Origin of the sequence: Bradyrhizobium elkanii WSM2783, assembly GCF_000472865.1 — a bacterium.
Lineage (GTDB): Bacteria > Pseudomonadota > Alphaproteobacteria > Rhizobiales > Xanthobacteraceae > Bradyrhizobium > Bradyrhizobium elkanii_A.
The window spans coordinates 140,687-161,110 of record NZ_AXAP01000013.1; the positions used below are offsets into that span (position 1 = coordinate 140,687).

Annotated in this window: 19 protein-coding genes; 15 read left to right on the forward strand and 4 right to left on the reverse strand. The window is 64.4% G+C overall.

Translation table 11 applies throughout. The features are described from left to right. Positions 1 to 144 precede the first annotated feature (144 nt). Together YY7_RS0114655 and YY7_RS0114660 are read left to right on the forward strand one after the other, a co-directional pair. On the forward strand, positions 145 to 1,626 hold the full coding sequence (locus YY7_RS0114655; protein WP_028163922.1) for an EAL domain-containing protein: 1,482 nt from the start codon (positions 145 to 147) through the stop codon (positions 1,624 to 1,626). 250 nt (positions 1,627 to 1,876) lie between these two features. After that, a complete protein-coding gene (locus YY7_RS0114660; RefSeq protein WP_028163923.1) occupies positions 1,877 to 2,731 on the forward strand; it encodes a TIGR01459 family HAD-type hydrolase in 855 nt (284 codons plus the stop codon). 143 nt (positions 2,732 to 2,874) lie between these two features. On the opposite strand, the gene YY7_RS0114665 is transcribed toward YY7_RS0114660, so the two are convergent. Further along, entirely contained in the window at positions 2,875 to 3,270 is a 396-nt protein-coding gene (locus YY7_RS0114665) for a response regulator (protein WP_028163924.1), read from the reverse strand. A 233-nt stretch (positions 3,271 to 3,503) separates the two neighbouring features. On the opposite strand from YY7_RS0114665, the gene YY7_RS0114670 reads away from it, so the two are divergent. Both YY7_RS0114670 and YY7_RS0114675 read left to right on the forward strand, forming a co-directional pair. Continuing rightward, positions 3,504 to 4,475, forward strand: a complete 972-nt coding sequence (locus YY7_RS0114670) for a bifunctional riboflavin kinase/FAD synthetase (protein ID WP_028163925.1) — start codon at positions 3,504 to 3,506, stop codon at positions 4,473 to 4,475. After that, positions 4,472 to 5,023 carry a sugar O-acetyltransferase gene (locus tag YY7_RS0114675; protein ID WP_028163926.1) on the forward strand — a complete coding sequence of 184 codons (552 nt, stop codon included), beginning with the start codon at positions 4,472 to 4,474 and terminating at the stop codon, positions 5,021 to 5,023. The genes YY7_RS0114670 and YY7_RS0114675 overlap by 4 nt, the downstream gene beginning before the upstream one ends. A gap of 60 nt (positions 5,024 to 5,083) precedes the next feature. Here the strand turns inward: YY7_RS0114675 and YY7_RS0114680 are convergent, their stop codons facing one another. Beyond that, entirely contained in the window at positions 5,084 to 5,296 is a 213-nt protein-coding gene (locus YY7_RS0114680; protein WP_028163927.1) for an MbcA/ParS/Xre antitoxin family protein, read from the reverse strand. 251 nt (positions 5,297 to 5,547) lie between these two features. Between YY7_RS0114680 and ileS the strand changes: the two genes are divergently transcribed. From ileS to arfB, 6 genes are all read left to right on the forward strand, one after another. Continuing rightward, positions 5,548 to 8,547: an isoleucine--tRNA ligase gene (ileS, locus tag YY7_RS0114685; RefSeq protein WP_028163928.1), complete on the forward strand. Its 3,000-nt coding sequence runs from the start codon at positions 5,548 to 5,550 to the stop codon at positions 8,545 to 8,547. 146 nt (positions 8,548 to 8,693) lie between these two features. Continuing rightward, positions 8,694 to 9,191 carry a signal peptidase II gene (lspA, locus tag YY7_RS0114690; protein ID WP_028163929.1) on the forward strand — a complete coding sequence of 166 codons (498 nt, stop codon included), beginning with the start codon at positions 8,694 to 8,696 and terminating at the stop codon, positions 9,189 to 9,191. 101 nt (positions 9,192 to 9,292) lie between these two features. Next, a complete protein-coding gene (locus tag YY7_RS0114695; protein WP_028163930.1) occupies positions 9,293 to 10,018 on the forward strand; it encodes a hypothetical protein in 726 nt (241 codons plus the stop codon). Positions 10,019 to 10,121: 103 nt separating this feature from the next. Continuing rightward, entirely contained in the window at positions 10,122 to 11,510 is a 1,389-nt protein-coding gene (locus YY7_RS0114700; protein WP_028163931.1) for a M16 family metallopeptidase, read from the forward strand. A gap of 59 nt (positions 11,511 to 11,569) precedes the next feature. Continuing rightward, positions 11,570 to 12,934: a M16 family metallopeptidase gene (locus tag YY7_RS51585; RefSeq protein WP_196237271.1), complete on the forward strand. Its 1,365-nt coding sequence runs from the start codon at positions 11,570 to 11,572 to the stop codon at positions 12,932 to 12,934. Positions 12,935 to 13,176: 242 nt separating this feature from the next. Continuing rightward, positions 13,177 to 13,596, forward strand: coding sequence for an alternative ribosome rescue aminoacyl-tRNA hydrolase ArfB (gene arfB, locus YY7_RS0114710; protein ID WP_028163932.1), 420 nt, complete (start codon positions 13,177 to 13,179; stop codon positions 13,594 to 13,596). Between the two features lie 303 nt (positions 13,597 to 13,899). Here the strand turns inward: arfB and YY7_RS0114715 are convergent, their stop codons facing one another. Beyond that, positions 13,900 to 14,199, reverse strand: coding sequence for a hypothetical protein (locus YY7_RS0114715; RefSeq protein ID WP_028163933.1), 300 nt, complete (start codon positions 14,197 to 14,199; stop codon positions 13,900 to 13,902). A gap of 401 nt (positions 14,200 to 14,600) precedes the next feature. Here YY7_RS0114715 and YY7_RS0114720 point away from each other — a divergent pair, with 401 nt between their 5' ends. The 4 genes from YY7_RS0114720 (at position 14,601) to YY7_RS0114735 (ending at position 17,602) form a co-directional block, all read left to right on the forward strand. Next, the gene (locus YY7_RS0114720) at positions 14,601 to 14,921 is read left to right on the forward strand and encodes a c-type cytochrome (RefSeq protein ID WP_028163934.1); all 321 of its coding nucleotides are present in this window, start codon (positions 14,601 to 14,603) and stop codon (positions 14,919 to 14,921) included. Further along, entirely contained in the window at positions 14,922 to 15,317 is a 396-nt protein-coding gene (locus YY7_RS0114725) for a VOC family protein (protein WP_028163935.1), read from the forward strand. A 66-nt stretch (positions 15,318 to 15,383) separates the two neighbouring features. Next, a complete protein-coding gene (locus tag YY7_RS0114730; RefSeq protein WP_028163936.1) occupies positions 15,384 to 15,932 on the forward strand; it encodes a hypothetical protein in 549 nt (182 codons plus the stop codon). 101 nt (positions 15,933 to 16,033) lie between these two features. Continuing rightward, on the forward strand, positions 16,034 to 17,602 hold the full coding sequence (locus YY7_RS0114735) for a GMC family oxidoreductase (protein WP_028163937.1): 1,569 nt from the start codon (positions 16,034 to 16,036) through the stop codon (positions 17,600 to 17,602). 312 nt (positions 17,603 to 17,914) lie between these two features. On the opposite strand, the gene YY7_RS0114740 is transcribed toward YY7_RS0114735, so the two are convergent. Beyond that, a complete protein-coding gene (locus YY7_RS0114740) occupies positions 17,915 to 18,226 on the reverse strand; it encodes a ribbon-helix-helix domain-containing protein (RefSeq protein ID WP_028163938.1) in 312 nt (103 codons plus the stop codon). Between the two features lie 216 nt (positions 18,227 to 18,442). Here YY7_RS0114740 and mutL point away from each other — a divergent pair, with 216 nt between their 5' ends. Then, complete coding sequence (gene mutL, locus YY7_RS0114745; RefSeq protein ID WP_028163939.1) at positions 18,443 to 20,257, forward strand: DNA mismatch repair endonuclease MutL; 1,815 nt, start codon at positions 18,443 to 18,445, stop codon at positions 20,255 to 20,257. Positions 20,258 to 20,424 lie beyond the last annotated feature (167 nt).

Sequence of the window (20,424 nt, forward strand, 5' to 3'; positions counted from 1 at the left end):
AGAACGCTAGCCTGCCGAATCAAACTTGATGGTACAGTAGTCCCGCTTGGGGGAACGCAGACAAGACCGCGCCTAAGAGGCCCGTGTTTTCCCGGGTGGGACAGCCGAGGTGGACAGCCAAACTTGAGAGCGTAACGCGCGGACATGATTCGCATTTCGACGATCTTCATCGCCATCTGCATGGTTCTGGTCGCGGCCTCGCTTGGCCTTGTGCTCTATTCGGTCGCTGGCATCAGCGGAACCGAATCGGCCATCGTGGCGCTGACCGCGTTGACCTTCATGATCCTCTACAATGCCGTGTCGCTGCGGCTACGCGACCGCTCCGATGTCGGCGGCCAGATCGCGGACCTCTCCCGCGGCACCGCCGATCTCGCCCGCCAGGTTGCCGAATTCGGCCGGCGGCTCGCCGCCGTCGAGGGCCGCGTGGTGTCGGCCAATTCCGCCAGCGCGGACCGCATGCAGGCCGTGGTCGGCGAAATCAACGAGCTCGGCAATCTGGTGAAGCAGCTTGCGGCCTCCGTCGCCAGCCATGAAGACATGCTGGCAACCGCTGCGGGCGCGCCTTCGAGTGGGCGCGCGGCAGAGCCGGAACCGGAGCCACGCGCTACCGATCCAGCTCCGGTAGCTGGCACCGTGTGGAGGGCCGCAGCTCTGACGACGGCCCCACAGGTTTTCTCAGCGGCGCCGGCACCGGCGGTATCCGCTCCGGCCGAGGCCATCGAGGCCTCGCGCAGCCAGGGGCAGTTGCTCACCACCATCAAGAATGCGATCGAGGCCAACCGGCTCGACCTGTACCTGCAGCCGATGGTGACGCTGCCGCAGCGCAAGGTGCGCTACTATGAAGCGGTGACGCGGCTGCGCGACGAGCGCGATCAGATCGTCGCCGCTGACGATTTCATCGGCCCAGCGGAAGCCGGCGGCCTGATCGGGCGAATCGACCACATGGTGATGCTGCGCTGTGTGCAGGTGCTGCGCCGGCTGATGGTCCGCAACAAGGATGTCGGCGTGTTCTGCAACGTCTCCGCAGCGACGCTCGGCAACGCCGTCAATTTCACCCAGTGCCTGGATTTCCTCGAAGCCAATCGGGCGCTGGCCCCATACTTCGTGCTCGAATTCAAGCAGTCGACCTTCCGCAATCTCGGCCCGACCGAGAGCGAGCATCTCGCCGCGCTGTCGCAGCGCGGCTATCGCTTCTCGATCGACAACGTCGGCGACCTCCGTTTCGAGCCGCGCGAGCTCGCCGATCGCGGCGTGCGCTTCATCAAGGTGCCGGCGGCATTGTTGCTCGATCCCAGGCAGAGCTCGACCTCGGATATTCACCCCTCAGATCTGTCCGACCTGCTCGGCCGCTACGGCATCGACCTGATTGCGGAGAAGATCGAAGGCGAGCGCGCCGTCGTCGACCTGCTCGACTACGACGTACGGTTCGGCCAGGGGTTCCTGTTCGCGCCGCCGCGGCCGTTGCGGCCCGAAGGCGCATCTGCTACCGCCGGGGCCTCGCCGCCCAAGCCGCAGGAAGCCAATGGCGCCAATACTCCCGTTCCCCAGAATAGCCCGACCATCGACCCGCCACAGCGGGTTACCGGCAATGCCGCGCTGGCGCGCCGCGTCGTGGGCCCGGGCTAGGGCATGATGCGGTCAGAGCAACGTGTTGCCGCCTCGGAGGTGCCCACCTCTCCCACAGGGAGAGGTCGCGCCGAAGGCGCGGGTGAGGGGTTACGCTCTCTCGTGGGACCTGTACCCCCTCACCGGATTTGCGCTGGACGATGCTTCGCATCGCCAGGAGCAAATCGACCTCTCCCCGCTGGGGAGAGGTGGGAGCCCGCGGCCACGGCACTCGACACAACAATCACTTCACTCTAGGCAACGCGCGATCATGACCTCACTTCACTTTGTCGAGCGGCTGCGCGATGTCGTTGGCGACGTCGACGTGGTGCTCTCCGACGTCTGGGGCGTGGTGCATAACGGGCTCGAGTCGTTTCCCGAGGCCTGCGAGGCGCTGCACACGTTCCGCCAGCGGGGCGGCACCGTCATCCTGATCACCAACGCGCCGCGGCCGGCCGACTCGGTGCAGCGCCAATTGCGCAAATTGGGCGTGGCCGACGAGACCTATGATGCGATCGTCTCGTCCGGGGACCTGACCCGGCATTTCGTCGCCGAGCATCCCGGCAAGAAGATCCACTGGGTCGGCCCGGAGCGCGACTCCTCGATCCATCGCGGCCTCGATGCGCCGCTGACGCCGCTGGAACAGGCCGATTACATCATCTGCACCGGCCTGTTCGATGACGAGACTGAAACTCCGGAAGACTATCGCGCGATGCTGCTGAAGGCGCGCGAACGCAAGCTTTCACTGATTTGCGCCAATCCCGATATCGTGGTCGAGCGCGGCGACCGGCTGATTTATTGCGCGGGCGCGATCGCCGAGCTCTATCGCGAGCTTGGCGGCGAAGCGATCTTCTACGGCAAGCCGCACCAGCCGATCTACGAGCGCGCGATGCAACTGGCGGCCGAACGGGCTGGCCATCCGGTCGAACTCAATCGCGTGCTGGCGATCGGCGATTCCGTGCGCACCGACATTGCGGGCGCCAAGGGCTTTGGCATCGACTGCCTGTTCGTGACCCGCGGCATCCATTCCGAAGAGTTCGAAGGCGTCGACCAGCTCGATCCGGCCTCGGTGACGGAGCTGTTCGGCCACCCGCCGAAGGCGCTGATCCGGGAGTTGAGGTGGTAGTGAGTTGAGAGGGCGCGCCCTCTCTCCGCCGTCGTGGCCGGGCTTGTCCCGGCCATCCACGCGTCTCCGCGCACGCGGCCCAAGAACGTGGATGCCCGGGACAAGCCCGGGCATGACGAAACTGATAAAGCGGAGGCTTGGACTTACGCCGTTGCCATGTCCGGGAAGACCGCCTCGATCTTGGTCTTCAGCGTCGCCGCGTTGAACGGCTTGACGATGTAATTGTTCACGCCAGCCTTCTTGGCCGCGATCACGTTCTCGGTCTTGGATTCCGCCGTGATCATGATGAAGGGCGTGGTGGCGAGGTTGGGATCGGCGCGGACTTCCTTGAGCAGATCGTAGCCGGTCATCGGCTCCATATTCCAGTCGGAGATCACGAGACCATATTTCTTGGCGCGCATCTTGTTCAGCGCCGCGGAACCATCGGACGCGTCGTCGATGTTCTCGAAACCGAGCTGTTTCAGAAGATTCCGGATGATGCGGATCATGGTGCTGTAGTCATCAACCACCAGGACCGACATGGATAAATCAACCGCCATCTTCTCTCCCCCAAAACACGCGACTGACGCTTGCAAGAAAAACCGACAGGCCTGCGCGGCCCGCATTCCTCACCCCAAGCAGTAGCATCAGGCGTTAAACAGCGCGTTAACCGGCCGGGGACGGATTGCATCCGTTTTGACGCGATTTCGCCCGCTTGACTTCTGTGGGGCCAACAAGCCACCGTCCGCCGGCATCAATCGACCTTAAGAATTCCTGAAGAACGCAAGAAAAAATGACGACCGGTTTTACCGTTATTCGCGACAATACCCCGCAGAGCGCGATCCCGAGGGGGGCCGTGGTGGCGATGGGCAATTTTGACGGCGTCCATCTCGGCCACCGCGCCGTAATCGAGGCCGCCCTGCGAATGGGCGAGGCGCATGGGAAACCTGCGCTGGCGCTGACCTTCGAGCCGCATCCGCGCAGCTTTTTCAGCCCGAACACGCCGCAGTTCCGCCTGACCAACGAGACCAACAAGCTGCGCCTGCTCGCAGGCACCGGGCTTGCCGGCGCCGTGGTGATGACCTTCGACAAGGGCCGCGCCGGCACCAGCGCGCAGGATTTCATCCACCATGACCTGATCGAACGGCTCGGCATCAGCGGGATCGCGGTCGGCTACGACTTCCATTTCGGCAAGGGCCGCGTCGGCTCGCCGAGCCTCCTGGTTGCCGAGGCGCCGCGGCTCGGCATCGAGATCGATGTCCAGGCGCATGTCGATATCGAGGAGCGGCCGGTTTCCTCCAGCGCCATCCGCATGGCGCTCGCGGAAGGCCAGATCGCGGACGCCAACGCCATGCTGGGCGGTCCCTGGTTCGTCACCGGCGAGGTGATCCATGGCGAGAAACGTGGCCGCGATCTCGGCTATCCCACCGCCAACATCCGCCTCGACAAGAATTGCGGCCTGAAGCACGGCATCTATGCGGTGCGCGTCGGCCGCGGTTCGGAGCGCATCGACGGCGTCGCCAGCTTCGGCCGCCGCCCGACTTTCGACAATGGCGCGCCATTGCTTGAAGTGTTCCTGTTCGACTTCAAGGGCGATCTCTACGGCAATGTGCTCGACGTCGCCTTCATCGGCTTCATCCGCGATGAGCTGAAATTCGACAACATTGAAGCGTTGATCCGGCAGATGGACGACGACAGCGCCCGCGCCAGGGCGCAACTCGCCGCCGCCCCTGAGGCGTTCCCGAAACTCGGAGCGATCGATTGAGCAAGACCGAAAAACAGAAGATGCTGGCGGGCGAATTGTATCGTCCGGGCGATCCGGAATTGCAGGCTGATGCGGCCGCCAACAAGGCCTGGCTCGCGCGCTACAACGCCGCCCTGGCCGCGCCGGCATCTGAACGGCACGCGCTGCTGTCGGAACATTTCGGCCATGTCGGCAAGGGCGCCGTGATCCGTCCGCCGTTCTTCTGCGACTATGGCTACAACATCCACGTGGGCGAGGAGGTCTTCCTCAATTTCAACTGCGTCATTCTCGACATCGTCGAGGTCGTTATCGGCGACCGCACCCAGATCGGGCCCGCCGTGCAGATCTATGCCGCCGACCATCCGCGCGATGCCGAGACCCGGCGCACCGGCCTCGAATTCGGCCGACCGGTGCGGATCGGCCGCGACGTCTGGATCGGAGGCGGTGCCATCATCCTGCCCGGCGTCTCGATCGGCGACGACGCCGTAATCGGCGCCGGCAGCGTAGTCACGCGGGACGTCGCCGCAGGCCAGATTGTCACCGGAAACCCGGCCCGGCCGCGTCCGTGATGAGTTGAAGTTCGGCAATGTCGGTGCGCTGATCCACGAGTCTAGACGAACGCCACAGGCTCACGCGAAGATTCCGTGATCAATTCGCTCGAGCATTTCGCGGACGACCATCGCGCCCGCTTCATCGTTTAGGAGGTCAGCAGGTTTTCGGCCTGACAGATACATATTGGGCCGTTGCAACCAAACTTCACCCTTTTTTGCTTCGCCGAAGACCCGATCGACGAGCATTTGGATTTCGAGGGCGGCAACCTTGGCCGGTGGCTCGGTACTCATGAATTCTCTCCAATAATCAATACATTAGTATCCTCAAAAAAATCCGCAATGATGTCGGCATGGTCCACTCGCCGGCCTTTGCGATTTCCTCCTCCGGCTGCTATGGAAGGCGCCATGTTGATACGGCGCATCATCGGCATTAGCGGCCCGGCTTCCGCCTGAGCTCTTAAAGGCTCGGCGCGAGACCGGGATTTTCATGTTCCTCCCGCGATAGATCGCTAAACGCGCCCATCCTAGTCAAACCTGGTCCGATGTCCGAAAAGCCGCAAAAGTCCGACGCCAAAGACTATTCCAAGACCCTGTTCCTGCCGCAGACCGAATTCCCGATGCGCGCCGGCCTGCCCCAGCGCGAGCCGGAAATCCTCAAATATTGGAACGAGGTCGATCTCTACGACAGGCTGCGCCAATCTGCCAAAGGACGCGCCAAATTCGTGCTGCATGACGGCCCGCCCTATGCCAACGGCAACATCCATATCGGGCACGCGCTGAACAAGATCCTGAAGGACGTGGTGACCAAGAGCCAGCAGATGCTGGGCTTCGATTCCAACTACGTGCCGGGCTGGGACTGCCACGGCCTGCCGATCGAGTGGAAGATCGAGGAGGAGAACTACCGCCGCAAGGGCAAGCAGAAGCCGGATTTCCGCGACTCCGCGGCGATGGTGGCGTTCCGGAAAGAGTGCCGCGCCTATGCGACGCACTGGATCAACGTTCAGCGCGAGGAGTTCAAGCGGCTAGGTGTGATCGGCGACTGGGATCATCCCTATGAGACCATGACCTATCCCGCCGAGGCGCAGATCGCGCGCGAATTGATGAAGTTCGCGGCCAACGGCACGCTCTATCGCGGCTCCAAGCCGGTGATGTGGAGTGTGGTGGAGAAAACCGCGCTGGCGGAAGCCGAAGTCGAGTACGAGGACTACACCTCAGACACGGTGTGGGTGAAGTTTCCGGTCACCTCGCCCGCGCATGGCGTGCTCGCGAAAGCGAATATCGTGATCTGGACCACGACGCCATGGACCTTGCCCGGCAACCGCGCCATCAGCTTCTCGCCGAAGATCGCCTATGGCCTCTATGAGGTCACCGATGCGCCTGCCGACAACTGGGCGAAGGCGGGTGATCTCCTGATCCTGGCGGATGCGCTTGCGGAAAGCGTGTTCAAGCAGGCGCGCGTTACCGCTTACGAGAAGGTGCGCGAGCTGCCGGGCGATACGCTCGACGCGGTAGAAACCGCGCATCCTCTCAAGGGCCTCGCCGGCGGCTACGAATTCACGGTCCCGCTGCTCGCGGGCGATCACGTCACCGACGACACCGGCACCGGCTTCGTGCACACCGCGCCCGGCCATGGCCGCGAGGACTTCGACGTCTGGACCGCGAATGCGCGCGAACTGGAAGGCCGCGGCATCAACCCCACGATCCCCTATACCGTCGACGAGAACGGCGCCTTCACGCATCAGGCCCCGGGCTTCGAGGGCAAGCGCGTAATCAACGACAAGGGCGAGAAGGGCGACGCCAACGAGGCCGTGATCAAGGCCCTGATCGAGCGCGGCATGCTGCTGGCGCGCGGACGGCTGAAACACCAATATCCGCATTCCTGGCGCTCGAAGAAGCCGGTGATCTTCCGCAATACGCCGCAATGGTTCATCGCGATGGATAAGGACATCGCAACGGACGGCAAGGCGAAGCCAGGGGATACGCTGCGCGCCCGCGCGCTGCAGGCGATCTCGGTGACGCAATGGGTGCCGCCGGCGGGCCAGAACCGCATCAACGGCATGATCGCAAACCGTCCCGACTGGGTGATCTCGCGCCAGCGCGCCTGGGGCGTGCCGATCGCCGTGTTCGTGCGCGAGAAAGGCGATGGCTCGGCCGAGATCCTGCGGGACGAGGCGGTCAACCAGCGCATTGCAGAAGCATTCGAGCAGGAAGGCGCCGACGCCTGGTACGCCAATGGCGCGCGCGAGCGCTTTCTCGGCTCGCTCGCCAATGAGGATTGGAAGAAGGTCGACGACATCCTGGACGTCTGGTTCGACTCCGGCTCGACGCACGCCTTCGTGCTGGAAGACCCCGTGCACTTCCCGGGGCTTGCCGGCATCAAGCGCAAGATCGAGGGCGGCGACGACACCGTGATGTATCTGGAAGGAAGCGACCAGCATCGCGGCTGGTTTCATTCCTCGCTGCTGGAGAGCTGCGGCACCCGCGGCCGTGCGCCGTATGACGTGGTGCTGACCCACGGCTTCACGCTGGACGAGAACGGCCGCAAGATGTCGAAATCGCTCGGCAACACCGTCGAGCCGCAGAAGGTGATCAAGGATTCCGGCGCCGACATCCTGCGGCTCTGGGTCTGCGCGACCGACTATTCCGACGACCAGCGCATCGGCCCGGAAATCCTGAAGAACACCATCGAGACCTATCGCAAGCTCCGCAACACGGTGCGCTGGATGCTCGGCACGCTGCATCACTTCAAGCCGAGCGAGAAGGTCGCCTATGGCGAGATGCCCGAGCTCGAGCGGCTGATGCTGCATGAGCTGGCCGGCCAGGCCGCGATCATCCGCAAGGCCTACGCCGAATTCGACTACAAGACCGTGGTCGCGAGCCTTGCGACGTTCATGAACACGGAATTGTCGGCTTTCTATTTCGACATCCGCAAAGACACGCTCTATTGCGATCCGCCGTCCTCGGTCGCGCGCAAGGCAGCGCTGACCGTGATCGACATGATCTGCGATGCGGTCCTGAAATGGCTGGCGCCAGTGCTGAGTTTCACCGCCGACGAGGCGTGGCGGATGTACCGGCCGGAGGCGGAACCTTCCGTGCACCTGACGCTGTTTCCCGAGGGGCTGGAGAAATTCCGCGACGAGCGACTGGCCACCAAATGGGAGACCGTGCGCGACATCAGACGCGTCGTCACCGGCGCGCTCGAGATCGAGCGTGCGGCCAAGAACATCGGCTCCTCGCTGGAAGCCTCGCCGCTGGTCTACGTCTCCGACCAGGAGATGCTCGACACGCTGTTCAACGTCGATCTTGCGGAAGTCTGCATCACATCGAACGCGATGGTGACCAACCAGGACGCGCCGGAGCATGCATTCCGCCTCAACGAGGTGCCGGGCGTTGCGGTGGTGGTGGAGAAAGCGGTCGGCCGCAAATGCGCGCGCTCGTGGAAGATCCTGCCCACCGTCGGCGAGGATGCCGAATATCCCGACGTCTCCCCGCGCGACGCACAGGCGTTGCGGGAGTGGAAGGCGCTGGGTGTCAGCGTCTAGAGATCGTCGTCCCCGCGAAAGCGGGGACCCATACCCACCGCTGTGCGTGATGAACTGAAGACGATGACCCAAAGGCTTTCAAACAACTCCTGCCTGGGGTTATGGGTCCCGGCTTTCGCCGGGACGACTGCGGAGCCGGCGACCGCATGACCCCTCCCGTGCGCGCCGGCATCATCGCGGCGGTCATCACGCTGATCCTCGACCAGGCATCGAAGCTCTGGCTGCTGTTCGTGTTCGACCTCCCCGGGCGCGGGGTGGTGAAGGTGACGCCGTTCTTCGACCTGGTGCTGGCCTGGAACGTCGGGATCAGCTTCGGCTGGTTCCAGAGCAACAGCCCGGCGGCCCAGCTCGTGCTGATGGCGGTCAAGGCGATCGCCGTGGTGGCGCTGGCGATCTGGATGGCGTACTCGCGCACCCTGCTTGCGACAATTGCGCTCGGGCTGATCATCGGCGGCGCGATCGGCAACGCCATCGACCGCTTCGCCTATGGCGCGGTGGTCGATTTCGCCCTGTTTCACATCCAGATCGGGGAAAAAACCCTCAATTGGTACGTCTTTAACCTCGCGGACGTGGCGATCGTTGTCGGGGTAGCCGCACTATTGTATGATTCCTTCCTGGGGGTCCCCGCCGCAAAAGCGCCCTGATCGCGGCCGATACGGCTCTGCTAGCGGGTAGGATTTCAAGGGCGGAACCGTGCCTAAGCCGGTGATCACCCTAGCGAATTTAAAGAGTGGGGAAGAGCGCGATGCGCCACACTGAAGCCAACGCTCCACAAGCCGATAGCTCGACTTCCTGGAAAGCGCTGATGCATGGATTGCGGCTCTCCGCGGTCGCCCTCGGCATCGGCCTCGTGATGGCCGCAGGTCCCGTGCGGGCCGGCGATGACGGGGACGACGAGGATGACAAGACCTTCGAAGAGAAGGTCATCGAAGGCATCATGAAGGGCCTCGGCGGCACCAACATGGAAAACCGCGGCATCGACTACCGCGAGCGCTCGCCGCTGGTCGTGCCCCCCAACCTCAACCTGCCCGCGCCGGCGGCTTCCGCCGAGGCCAAGGTGCCGAATTGGCCGAAGGATCCCGACGAGGCGCGCCGCAAGGCGGCAATCGCGGCGCGGAAGAACACGAACAAGGATCCGCGCGAAGCCAGCCGCATCCTGACGCCGAGCGAGCTCGCTCAGAAGAGCGACAAAAAGTCCACCGGCGGCGAGTCGGTCGACCAGCCCGGCGGCAACCCCGGCGCTAACGCGATCCTCTCGCCGGACCAGCTCGGCTATAAGGGCGGCTTCAGCGGGCTGTTCGGCGGCGCCAAGACGGAGACCGCCCCCTTCAAGGGCGAGCCGAACCGGGAATCCCTGACCCAGCCGCCGCCCGGCTACCAGACGCCATCGCCGAACTATGCCTATGGCACCGGGCCGAAGGAATCACTCAACAAGGAATACAACCCGTCGCAGGGCAAGTATGGCGATTAATTAATCTCGTCTCTCGCCTTCGTGACGATAACAGATTTGAGCGCAGCCTATGATGCTGTCATACCCGGAGCAATCTTGCTCCGGGTTTTTTAGATAGGTCCTGATGTCCCAGCACCGCCTTGTGGTTTCGCTTCTTGCCGGATTGCTTTCGACGGCCTCCCTTTCCGCCTCCAGCGCCATTGCCCAGACCACGGTCACCTCGGAACGCCCTGCGAGCTTCACGCTGAACAACGGCCTGCAGGTGGTGGTGATCCCCGATCACCGCACTCCGGTCGTGACGCAGATGATGTGGTACAGGGTCGGTTCCGCCGACGAGACGCCCGGCAAATCGGGATTGGCGCATTTCCTCGAGCACCTGATGTTCAAGGGAACCGCCAAGCATCCGGCCGGCGAATTCTCCCAGACGGTGCTGCGGGTCGGCGGCAATGAGAACGCCTTCACCTCCACCGACTACACCGGCTATTTCCAGCGCGTGCCGCGCGAGCAGCTCGGCAAGATGATGGAATTCGAGGCCGACCGGATGACCGGCCTGATCCTGCAGGACGAGAACGTGCTGCCGGAGCGCGATGTTGTGCTGGAAGAATACAACATGCGCGTCGCCAACAATCCGGATGCGCGGCTCACCGAGCAGATCATGGCGGCGCTCTATCTCAACCATCCCTATGGCCGTCCGGTGATCGGCTGGCACCAGGAAATCGAAAAGCTCGACCGCGAGGACGCGCTCGCCTTCTACAAGCGCTTCTATGCGCCCAACAACGCGATCCTGATCATCGCCGGCGACGTCGACGCGAGCGAGATCCGCCCGATGGTGGAGAAGAATTTCGCCGACATTCCTGCGCAACCCTCGATCCCCGCAAAACGGCTGCGTCCGCAGGAACCGACGGCGGTCTCGCCGCGCACGGTGACGCTGGCCGATCCACGCGTCGAGCAGCCGACCATGCGCCGCTATTACCTCGTCCCGTCGGCCGCCACGGCGGCGGTGGGCGAAAGCCCCGCGCTCGACGTGCTCGCGCAACTGATGGGCGGCGGCGCCAATTCCTACCTCTACCGCTCGCTGGTGATCGACCGTCAGCTCGCGATCTCGACCGGCGCCAATTACCAGGGCACCGCGCTCGACCCCTCGCAGTTCATCATCGCCGCAACACCGAAGCCTGGCGTCGAGTTCGCGCAGATCGAGGACGCCATCGATAAGGTCATTGCCGATATCGCGCAGAACCCGCCGCGCGCCGAGGACCTCGAGCGCGTGAAGACCCAGTTGATCGCGGAATCGATCTACGCGCAGGATAACCAGGCGACGCTGGCACGCTGGTATGGCGGCGCGCTCACCACGGGTTTGAGCGTCGACGATATCAGGAGCTGGCCCGAGCGCATCCGCGCCGTCACCGCCGAACAGGTCCGCGAAGCCGCGCAAAACTGGCTCGACAAGAAGCGTTCCGTGACCGGTTACTTGATCAAGGATACTGCGCCCAAACGCGAGGAGAAGCGCTCGTGACTTATTCTCTCACTCGGCGTTCGGTCCTCGTCGGCGGCAGCGCGCTCGCGTTGACGACGATGCTCGCATCGCGCCCGTCGCAGGCCGCAACCAAAATCCAGCGTCTTGTATCGCCTGGCGGCATCGAGGCCTGGTTCGTGCAGGATTCGACCGTGCCGCTGATCGCGATGGAATATGCCTTCGGCGGCGGCGCCAGCCAGGATCCCGCCGCCAAGCCCGGCATCGGCAATCTGGTCGGCGACCTGCTCGACGAAGGTTCCGGCGATCTCGATTCCAAGACCTTCCACGAGCGGCTCGATCGCCGCGCCATCGAATTGAGCTTTTCCTCGCAGCGCGACAATTTCCGCGGCTCGCTGCGCATGCTCAAGGACAACAAGGACGAGGCCTTCGACCTCTTGCGCACCGCGCTGACCTCGCCGCGCTTCGAGCCGAGCGATGTCGAGCGCATCCGCGCGCAGGTGCTGTCCAACCTGCGCAGAGAATCCACCAACCCGAGTTCGCTTGCAGGCCGCAAGTTCCTCGAAGTCGCGTTCGGCGACCATCCCTACGGCCGGGGAGCCCAGGGCACGCTCGAGAGCGTGCCGACGATCGAGATCGCCGAGCTCAAGGACTATGTCCGCCGCGTCCTCGCCAAGGACACGCTCAAGGTCGCCGTGGTCGGCGATGTCGATCCGGACACGCTCGGCAAATTGCTCGACAAGTCCTTTGGCGGGCTGCCGGCCAAGGCCACGCTCACGCCGGTCGCCGACATCGTCGCCGCCAAGCCGCCGCAGCGCACCCTCATTCCGCTCGACGTGCCGCAAACGGTCGTGACCTTCGGCGGCCCCGGCATCCGCCGCCACGAACCGGACTTCATGCCGGGCTACGTCGTCAACCACATCCTCGGCGGCGGCGGATTGTCCTCGCGGCTTTACCGCGAAGTGCGCGAGAAGCGTGGGCTGGCTTATTCCGTCTATGGAGCGCTGGTCTGGATGGAGCACTCCTCGCTGTTCATCGGCAATACCGGCACCCGCGCCGATCGCGCCGGCGAGACGGTGGACGCGATCGAGAAGGAAGTCCGCCGCATGGCCGAGGAGGGCCCGACCCAGAAGGAGCTCGACGAAGCCAAGTCGTATTTGAAGGGTTCGCAGATGCTGGCGCTCGATACCTCCTCGAAGCTCGCGCAGGCGATGCTGCAGTATCAGACCGACAAGCTGCCGATCGACTACATCGAGAAGCGCAACGCCATCGTCGACGCGGTGACGCTGGACGACGCCAGGAAGGTGTCGCAGCGGCTCTGGGGCCAGGGCCTGCTCACGGTCGTCGTCGGCCGCACCCCGCAGGCCGCGGCCCAACCGGCCAGCGCGCCATCAGCCGCAACGCCGCCGGCCGCCAGCCCACCTGCCGCCGCGCCGTCAGCCGCCAAGCCATCCGCGCCGAACTAGGTGCTTTAGGCCGCGAGCTATGCTGGCTGCCCCTCATGGTGAGGAGCCGCACAGCGGCGTCTCGAACCATGAGGCCCCGATCTCGCCCGCGGCCATTTTTCGAGACGCGGCCTAGCGGCCGTTCCTCAGGATGAGGGTCTCTGGTTGCGGAGGCTGAAGACCCGCGGCGGCTCCGCAGGCGCACGTGTCTCACAAACCCGCTATGGTACGACCGACGATTCTACTCCGCCACCGGTGATGCCATGCTGCGGGTTGCCCGCGACCTCTTCATTGACGAGAACGATATCGAGATCGGTTTCGTGCGCGCCTCGGGTCCGGGCGGGCAGAACGTCAACAAGCTCGCGACTGCGGCGCAGCTACGCCTCGACACGCACAAGATCGCGCTCGCCGAGGATGTCCGGGCGCGGCTGGTCCGATTGGCCGGCCAGCGCATGACCAAGGACGGTGTGATCGTGATCCACGCCCAGCGCTTCCGCACCCAGGAGCGCAATCGCGCCGACGCGATCGAGCGCCTGCTCGAGTTGCTCCGCGAAGCCATGGTTCGGCCAACCCCGCGCCGACCGACCAAGCCGACGCTCGGCTCCAAGCAGCGGCGCCTGGAAGGCAAGAAACGCCGCGGCGACATCAAGGCACGGCGCGGCGCAAGAGGGTTTGAGGATTGATGTCAAGAACGCGCGGATGCTGCGCTCCCTCTCCCGCTTGCGGGAGAGGGTTGGGGTGAGGGTGTCTCCGCACTGGGACTCCCCGAGTGGAGAGAGCCCCCACCCGGCGCTTCGCCATAGCCGAAGCTTCGCTTCCGCGTTCTTAAGAACGGCCGCCGAAGGCGGCCTATGCCTCCCCCCGCAAGCGGAGAGATGAAGGTTGTAGCCCGGGTTGAGCGGGACGCGTAACCCGGGACGCCTGTGTCCGCCTTGCGAGCGGCCCCGGGTTACGCTGGCGCTTCACCCGGGCTACCACATCACGCGCTAGTAGCGCTTGCTGCCGGGAGCAGCCGGCTCCGTTGCCGTGCCTTTGTGCGCTCCAGATCCGGCGCCTGCACCCACCGTGCCCTTGGCGCCGGCCTTCGCGCCGGCCTTTCCGGTCGGAGCGGCCGTCTGCGCGTTCATCTCCTCATCGCCGCTGCCCGTCATCCCACCCGGCGCCGCGCCCCTTTCCTGCGCGCCGCCGCGGATCGTGCCGCCGGTGGCAGCACCTTGCGCAAGGACAGGGCCGACAAGTGCGGCCGAGAGGGCAAGCGCAATCACAGAGGTTTTCGCTAGCTTCATCCATTGCTCCTGGATTTTGTTCGTGCGGGAAGGTTCGGCGGTTCCATACGCCGCCTGCTGCGCCGGTCTCCCCTTCACGCGGATTGAACGTCTCGCAAACGACGCGTGCGCCATGCAATCTGCGTCGTGTGGAGATCGTGCAGGGATTTCGGGGCAATTTCGCGAAATTGCGCTTCACATATGCGGCGGCGTGAAGCGATCTGACCGGCACGATTTTCCTAGCCGCAGGTCATCGACGCGTTTTGTTCTGCGGTGAAACAGCCCGCTACTACCACCGCCTTTCGTGCGCGACCTAGAGTTACCGCGTACAGGCGGTGATGTGGATGAGAAGGCTACGCGCAACGGCAGCAATCGGGCTTGGATGTTGCAGTGCGTTGCTCGCGACGATCGCGGCTGCGCAGATGCCATTGCCTGCCGCCAAGCCGCCCGATGGTGCTGCGCTGTTCAAGCAGCAATGCGGGACCTGCCACACCACGAACCTGTCCGATCCGGTCCGCCAAGGCCCGCCTCTGTTCAAGATCGTCGGCCGCCCCGCGGGCAAGGCCGAGGGCTTTCACTATTCGTCCGGCTTCGCGCAAGCCGATTTCGTCTGGGACGACGCCAGGCTCGACGCCTGGCTCACCAACCCGCAGGCGATGATCCCCGGCTCCATCATGGCCTATCGCCAGGCCAAACCGGAGACCCGCGCCGCTATCATCGCCTATCTGAAGGAGCTCAACTGAATGGCAAAACCCGTTCACTCGATGATCCGCGTGCTCGACGAGGCGAAGTCGCTCGATTTCTACGCGCGCGCCTTCGGCCTTAAGGTCGCCGATCATCTCACGTTCGACGATTTCGCGCTGATCTACCTGCGCCACCCGTCCTCCCCCTTCGAGGTCGAGCTGACCGTCAATTTCGACCGCAAGGAGCCCTATACGCTCGGCGACGGCTACGGCCATCTCGCTGTGATCGTCGACGATGTCGATGCCGAGCATGCGCGGTTCGAGCGGGAGAAGCTCGCGCCGGGACCGCTGCGCGATTTCAAGCATGACGGCAAGACGCTGGCGCGCTTCTTCTTCGTCGCCGATCCCGATGGCTACAAGATCGAGGTGATCCAGCGCGGCGGCCGGTTTGGCTAGAGCGCTAGCCGGGACGAAGAAATAACAAGCAATCAACAAAGACAAAACATTCCACGGAGGAAAGCCATGAGAGAAGTCGATCGTCGAAGCAAATATGATCGCCGCGTCTTCCTGAAGGGCGCGGCGACGGCGGTACCGACCGTCGCCATTGCCACCAGCGCGGGACTGACCATCAGCGATGCCTGGGCCGATGACGCCACCACGCTGACGCCGGCGACCTTGAAGACACTGGTGAAGATGGCGCGCGACATCTATCCGCACGACTTCCTGGGTGACAGCTATTACATCATCGCGATCAAGCCGTGGGACGGCAAGGCGGCCAAGGATCCCGCGATCAAGTCGCTGATCAACGAGGGAGTCGTCAGACTGGACCAGGAGGCCAACGACCGCCACAAGGTCCCCTACGTCCAGGTGCCCTGGGAAGCTGACCGCGTGGTGCTGTTGCAAGGGATCGAGCAAAGCGCATTCTTCCAGAAGATCCGTGGCGATCTCGTCGTCTCCCTCTACAACCAGAAAGAGGTCTGGCCGAAGTTCGGCTATGAGGGCTCGTCCGCCGAGCATGGCGGCTACCTCAAGCGGGGCTTCGCCGACATCGACTGGCTCCCGAAAGCTTAGAGCATGATCCGGAAAAGTGGGTACCGGTTTTCCCTGCGACAAACGCGAAGCGTTTGCGCGGAGATCATGCTCAAAACAAAGTAACGCTCTGGGAGGACACAATGGCAAAATTCGATCTCAATGACAGTGGCGTGGTGGTGATCGTGGGCTCCGGCGCGGGCGGTGGAACGCTCGGCAATGAGCTGGCGCAGAAGGGCGTGAAGGTCGTCATCCTCGAAGCCGGACCGCGCATCGAGAACCAGGACTTCATCAACGACGAGTGGGACAGCTTTGCGCAGCTCGCCTGGTCGGACATGCGCACGACGTCGGGAAGCTGGCGCGTTGCCAAGGACTTTCCGAACCTGCCGGCGTGGATCGTGAAGGCGGTGGGCGGCTCGACCACGCACTGGGCCGGCGCCTCTCTCCGTTTCGACGAGCACGAATTCAAGGTCAAGAGCACCTATGGCGGCATCCCCGGCGCCAATCTGCTGGACTGGCCGATCACGCTCGCCGAGATGGAGCCGTATTACGCCAAGGCCGAGAACAAGATGGGCGTGACGCGGACCAACGGCATTCCGGGCCTGCCCGGCAACAACAATTTCAAGGTGCTGGAGGCCGGCGCCAGGAAGCTCGGCTACAAGACCGTGCACACCGGCAACATGGCGATCAACAGCGAACCGCGTGACGGCCGCGGCTCCTGCCAGCAGATCGGCTTCTGCTTCCAGGGCTGCAAGTCGGGCGCGAAATGGTCGACGCTCTACACCGAAATCCCGAAGGGCGAAGCCACCGGCAATCTCGAAGTGCGCCCGGGCAGCATGGTGATCAAGATCGAGCACGATCAATCCGGCAAGGTGACCGGCGTGGTCTATGCCGACGAAAGCGGCGCGATGCAGCGCCAGAAGGCCCGCGTGGTCGCGGTCGCCGGCAATTCGATCGAGAGCCCGCGGCTGCTGCTCAACAGCGCATCGAACATGTTCCCGGATGGGCTCGCCAACTCGTCCGGCCAGGTCGGCCGCAACTACATGCGGCACATGACTGGCAGCGTGTATGCGACCTTCGAGAAATCGGTGCACATGTATCGCGGCACCACGATGGCCGGCATCATCCGCGACGAGGCCAAGAACGATCCCTCACGCGGCTTCGTCGGCGGCTACGAGATGGAGACGCTGTCGCTCGGCCTGCCATTCATGGCTGCCTTCCTCAGTCCCGGCGCATGGGGACGCCCGTTCACCAGTGCGATGGAAGGCTATCCGCGGATGGCCGGCATGTGGCTGGTCGGCGAGGACATGGCGCAGGAGACCAACCGTGTCACGCTTGATCCCAAGGCGAAGGACAAGTTCGGCATGCCGGTCGCGAGCGTGCATTTCGATGATCATCCGAACGATCTCGCGATGCGCGCCCATGCCTACAAGCAGGGCGCCGCGGTCTACGAGGCGGTCGGCGCCACCGTCACCTATCCGACGCCGCCCTACCCGAGCACGCACAATCTCGGCACCAACCGGATGAGCGAGAAGGCGAAAGATGGCGTGGTGAACAAATACGGCCAGACCCACGACATCAAGAACCTGTTCATCTCGGATGGCAGCCAGTTCACGAGCGGGGCAGCCTGCAATCCGACCCTGACGATCGTGTCGCTAGCGATCCGGCAGGCGGACCACATCGCCGGCGCGATGCAGCGGAAGGAGATTTAGGCTGATGTCGCGGGGACTCCCCGCACTCGAACAGCGTGACTCGCGGAGGCAACCCCCACCCCAACCCTCCCCCTTTCAGGGGGAGGGAGAAGGCGCCTTCTTCACCTCCCCTTGAAAAGGGGAGGTCGGCTTGCGCAACGCGCAAGCCGGGTGGGGATCAGCTGTCTCCACACGCGCACCTGCACCCGCAGCGCCGTAGCCCGCGTGGAGCGCCGGCGTAACCCGGGACCGTCGGTAGATGTTGATGCAGGCGTCCCGGGTGGCGCGTTCCGCTCCACCCGGGCTACGAGGCTACGAGGTTTGCGAGGGAACCTACTCCGCCGCGTCGAGAATGGCGGGCCTGTCGCGCAACTCGGGCGAGGCTGCGCTCTTGGAGCGATAGATCAGGCAGGAACAGCGCAGCAGCGAGGCGAAATTACTGACCTCGCCGTGATGGTCGAGCACCTCGTTGTGCAGCGTGGTGAGGAATTTCGCCAGGCTCATCCCCTCCTTCGCCGCGATCTCCTCAAGCGTGTCCCAGAATGCCAGTTCCAGCCGGATCGAGGTGCAATGGCCGCCAAGTCGCAGCGATCTGGTCTGCGATTCGTAATCGCGTTGCGGCTGATGGGCGAACAAATGGCACATGGAATCCTCCCGCCAGATTATAATTTTTCTAAACGATATACCCGGCTGCGCAACCCGACAATCCCGCGCTGCACAGGCAGCGTCCAGCGAACGCCAGTCTCTTCAAGACGATAGGCAGGTCCCGTCCCCAGCGCGGCGTGGATTTCCGGACCGGGCGCATGCATTTGCTGCGGCGCCCGCCTAGAATGCGGCCGTAACCCGAATCGATCCCACATCATGCCCGTCCGCCAGCTTCCCGAACAGGTCGTCAATCGCATCGCCGCCGGCGAGGTGGTCGAACGTCCCGCGAGCGTGGTCAAGGAACTGGTGGAGAACGCGATCGACGCCGGCGCCAGCCGGATCGACATCTTCACCGATGGCGGCGGGCGGCGGCGGATCGGCATCACCGATGACGGCGGCGGCATGACACGCGCCGACCTCACGCTTGCGGTCGATCGCCACGCCACCTCGAAACTCGACGACGAGGACCTGCTGCGGATCCGGACGCTGGGGTTCCGCGGCGAGGCGCTGCCTTCGATCGGCGCGGTGGCAAGGCTCAACATCGTGACGCGACATGCGAGCGAGCCGCATGCATGGTCGCTCTCGGTCGAAGCCGGCGCGAAGTCGGAAATCATGCCCGCGGCGCTCGGCCAGGGCACCCGCGTCGAGGTCGGCGATCTCTTCTATGCGACGCCGGCGCGATTGAAATTCCTGAAAACCGACCGCACCGAAGCGGAAGCGATCCGCGAGGTGGTGCGGCGGCTGGCGATGGCGCGGCCCGACATCGCCTTCACACTCGCGGGCGAGGAGCGCGCGCCGGTCACCTGGGCCGCGGCACTGCCGGGCGCTCCCGGCCGGCTGACGCGGCTCGGCGATGTCCTGGGCGCCGACTTCCGCGGCTGCGCGATCGAGGTCCGCTCCGAGCGCGAGGGCGTCGTGGTCGAAGGCTTTGCCGCCGCGCCCTCGCTGACGCGGGCGAATGCGCTCGGCCAATATCTGTTCGTCAACGGTCGCCCGGTGCGCGACAAGCTGATCCTGGGCGCTGTGCGCGCGGCCTATGCCGACTACCTGCCGCGCGACCGCCATCCGGTGGTGGCGCTGTTCGTCACGCTGCCGCCGCAGGAGGTCGACTCCAATGTGCATCCGGCCAAGACCGAGGTGCGCTTCCGCAATGCCGGCCTCGTCCGCGCCCTGATCGTGCATGCGCTCAAAGAAGGCCTCGCGCGCGAGGGAAGGCGCACCGCGGCCAATACTGACGGCGCGGCGCTCTCCGCCTTCCGTCCCTCCTTTGCGCCGTCACCGCCGAGCAATTGGGATTGGCGCCGCTCGCCGGCCTATCCGGTGCGGCCGATGCCGTCGTTCGAGGGCGTGGCCGCGAGCGCGTTGGCCGAACCTGGCCAGGCCGCCTTCGACGTCGGCGCACCGACGGCCGATGTCCGCTTCGAGGCGCAGCCCGCGGCCGACCTGCTCGACCGCCCGCTTGGCGCGGCGCGCACGCAGATCCACGAGACCTACATCGTCTCGCAGACCCGCGACGGGCTCGTCGTGGTGGATCAGCACGCCGCCCATGAACGCATCGTCTATGAAAGGCTGAAGGCGTCGCTGGCCAAAAACGGCGTGCAACGGCAGATCCTGCTGATTCCTGAAATCGTCGAGCTCGATGAATCCACCGTCGAGAAGCTGCTCGATCGCGCCGAGGAGCTTGCCAGTTACGGGCTTGCGATCGAGTCCTTCGGCCCCGGCGCGGTCGCGGTGCGCGAGACGCCGTCGCTGCTCGGCAAGGCCAATGCCGCCGGGCTGCTCCGCGATCTCGCCGAGCACATGGCCGAATGGGACGAGGCGCTGCCGCTCGAGCGACGCCTGATGCATGTCGCCGCCACCATGGCCTGCCACGGCTCGGTGCGCGCCGGACGCCGCCTCAAGCCGGAAGAGATGAACGCGCTCTTGCGCGAGATGGAAGACACGCCGAACTCCGGCCAGTGCAACCACGGCCGCCCGACCTATGTGGAATTGAAATTGTCGGATATCGAGAAGCTGTTCGGGCGAAGGTAGTTCGCGGGCTGCGTAGGGTGGGCAAAGCGAAGCGTGCCCACCTTTCTTGCACCGACTGCGGAGGGTGGGCACGCTTCGCTTTGCCCACCCTACGAGACTGTGAATCTTTTTATATCGGGCGCGTGGCAGCTGTGATTCTCTTCGCGGATTGATTTGCAGGAGGGGGA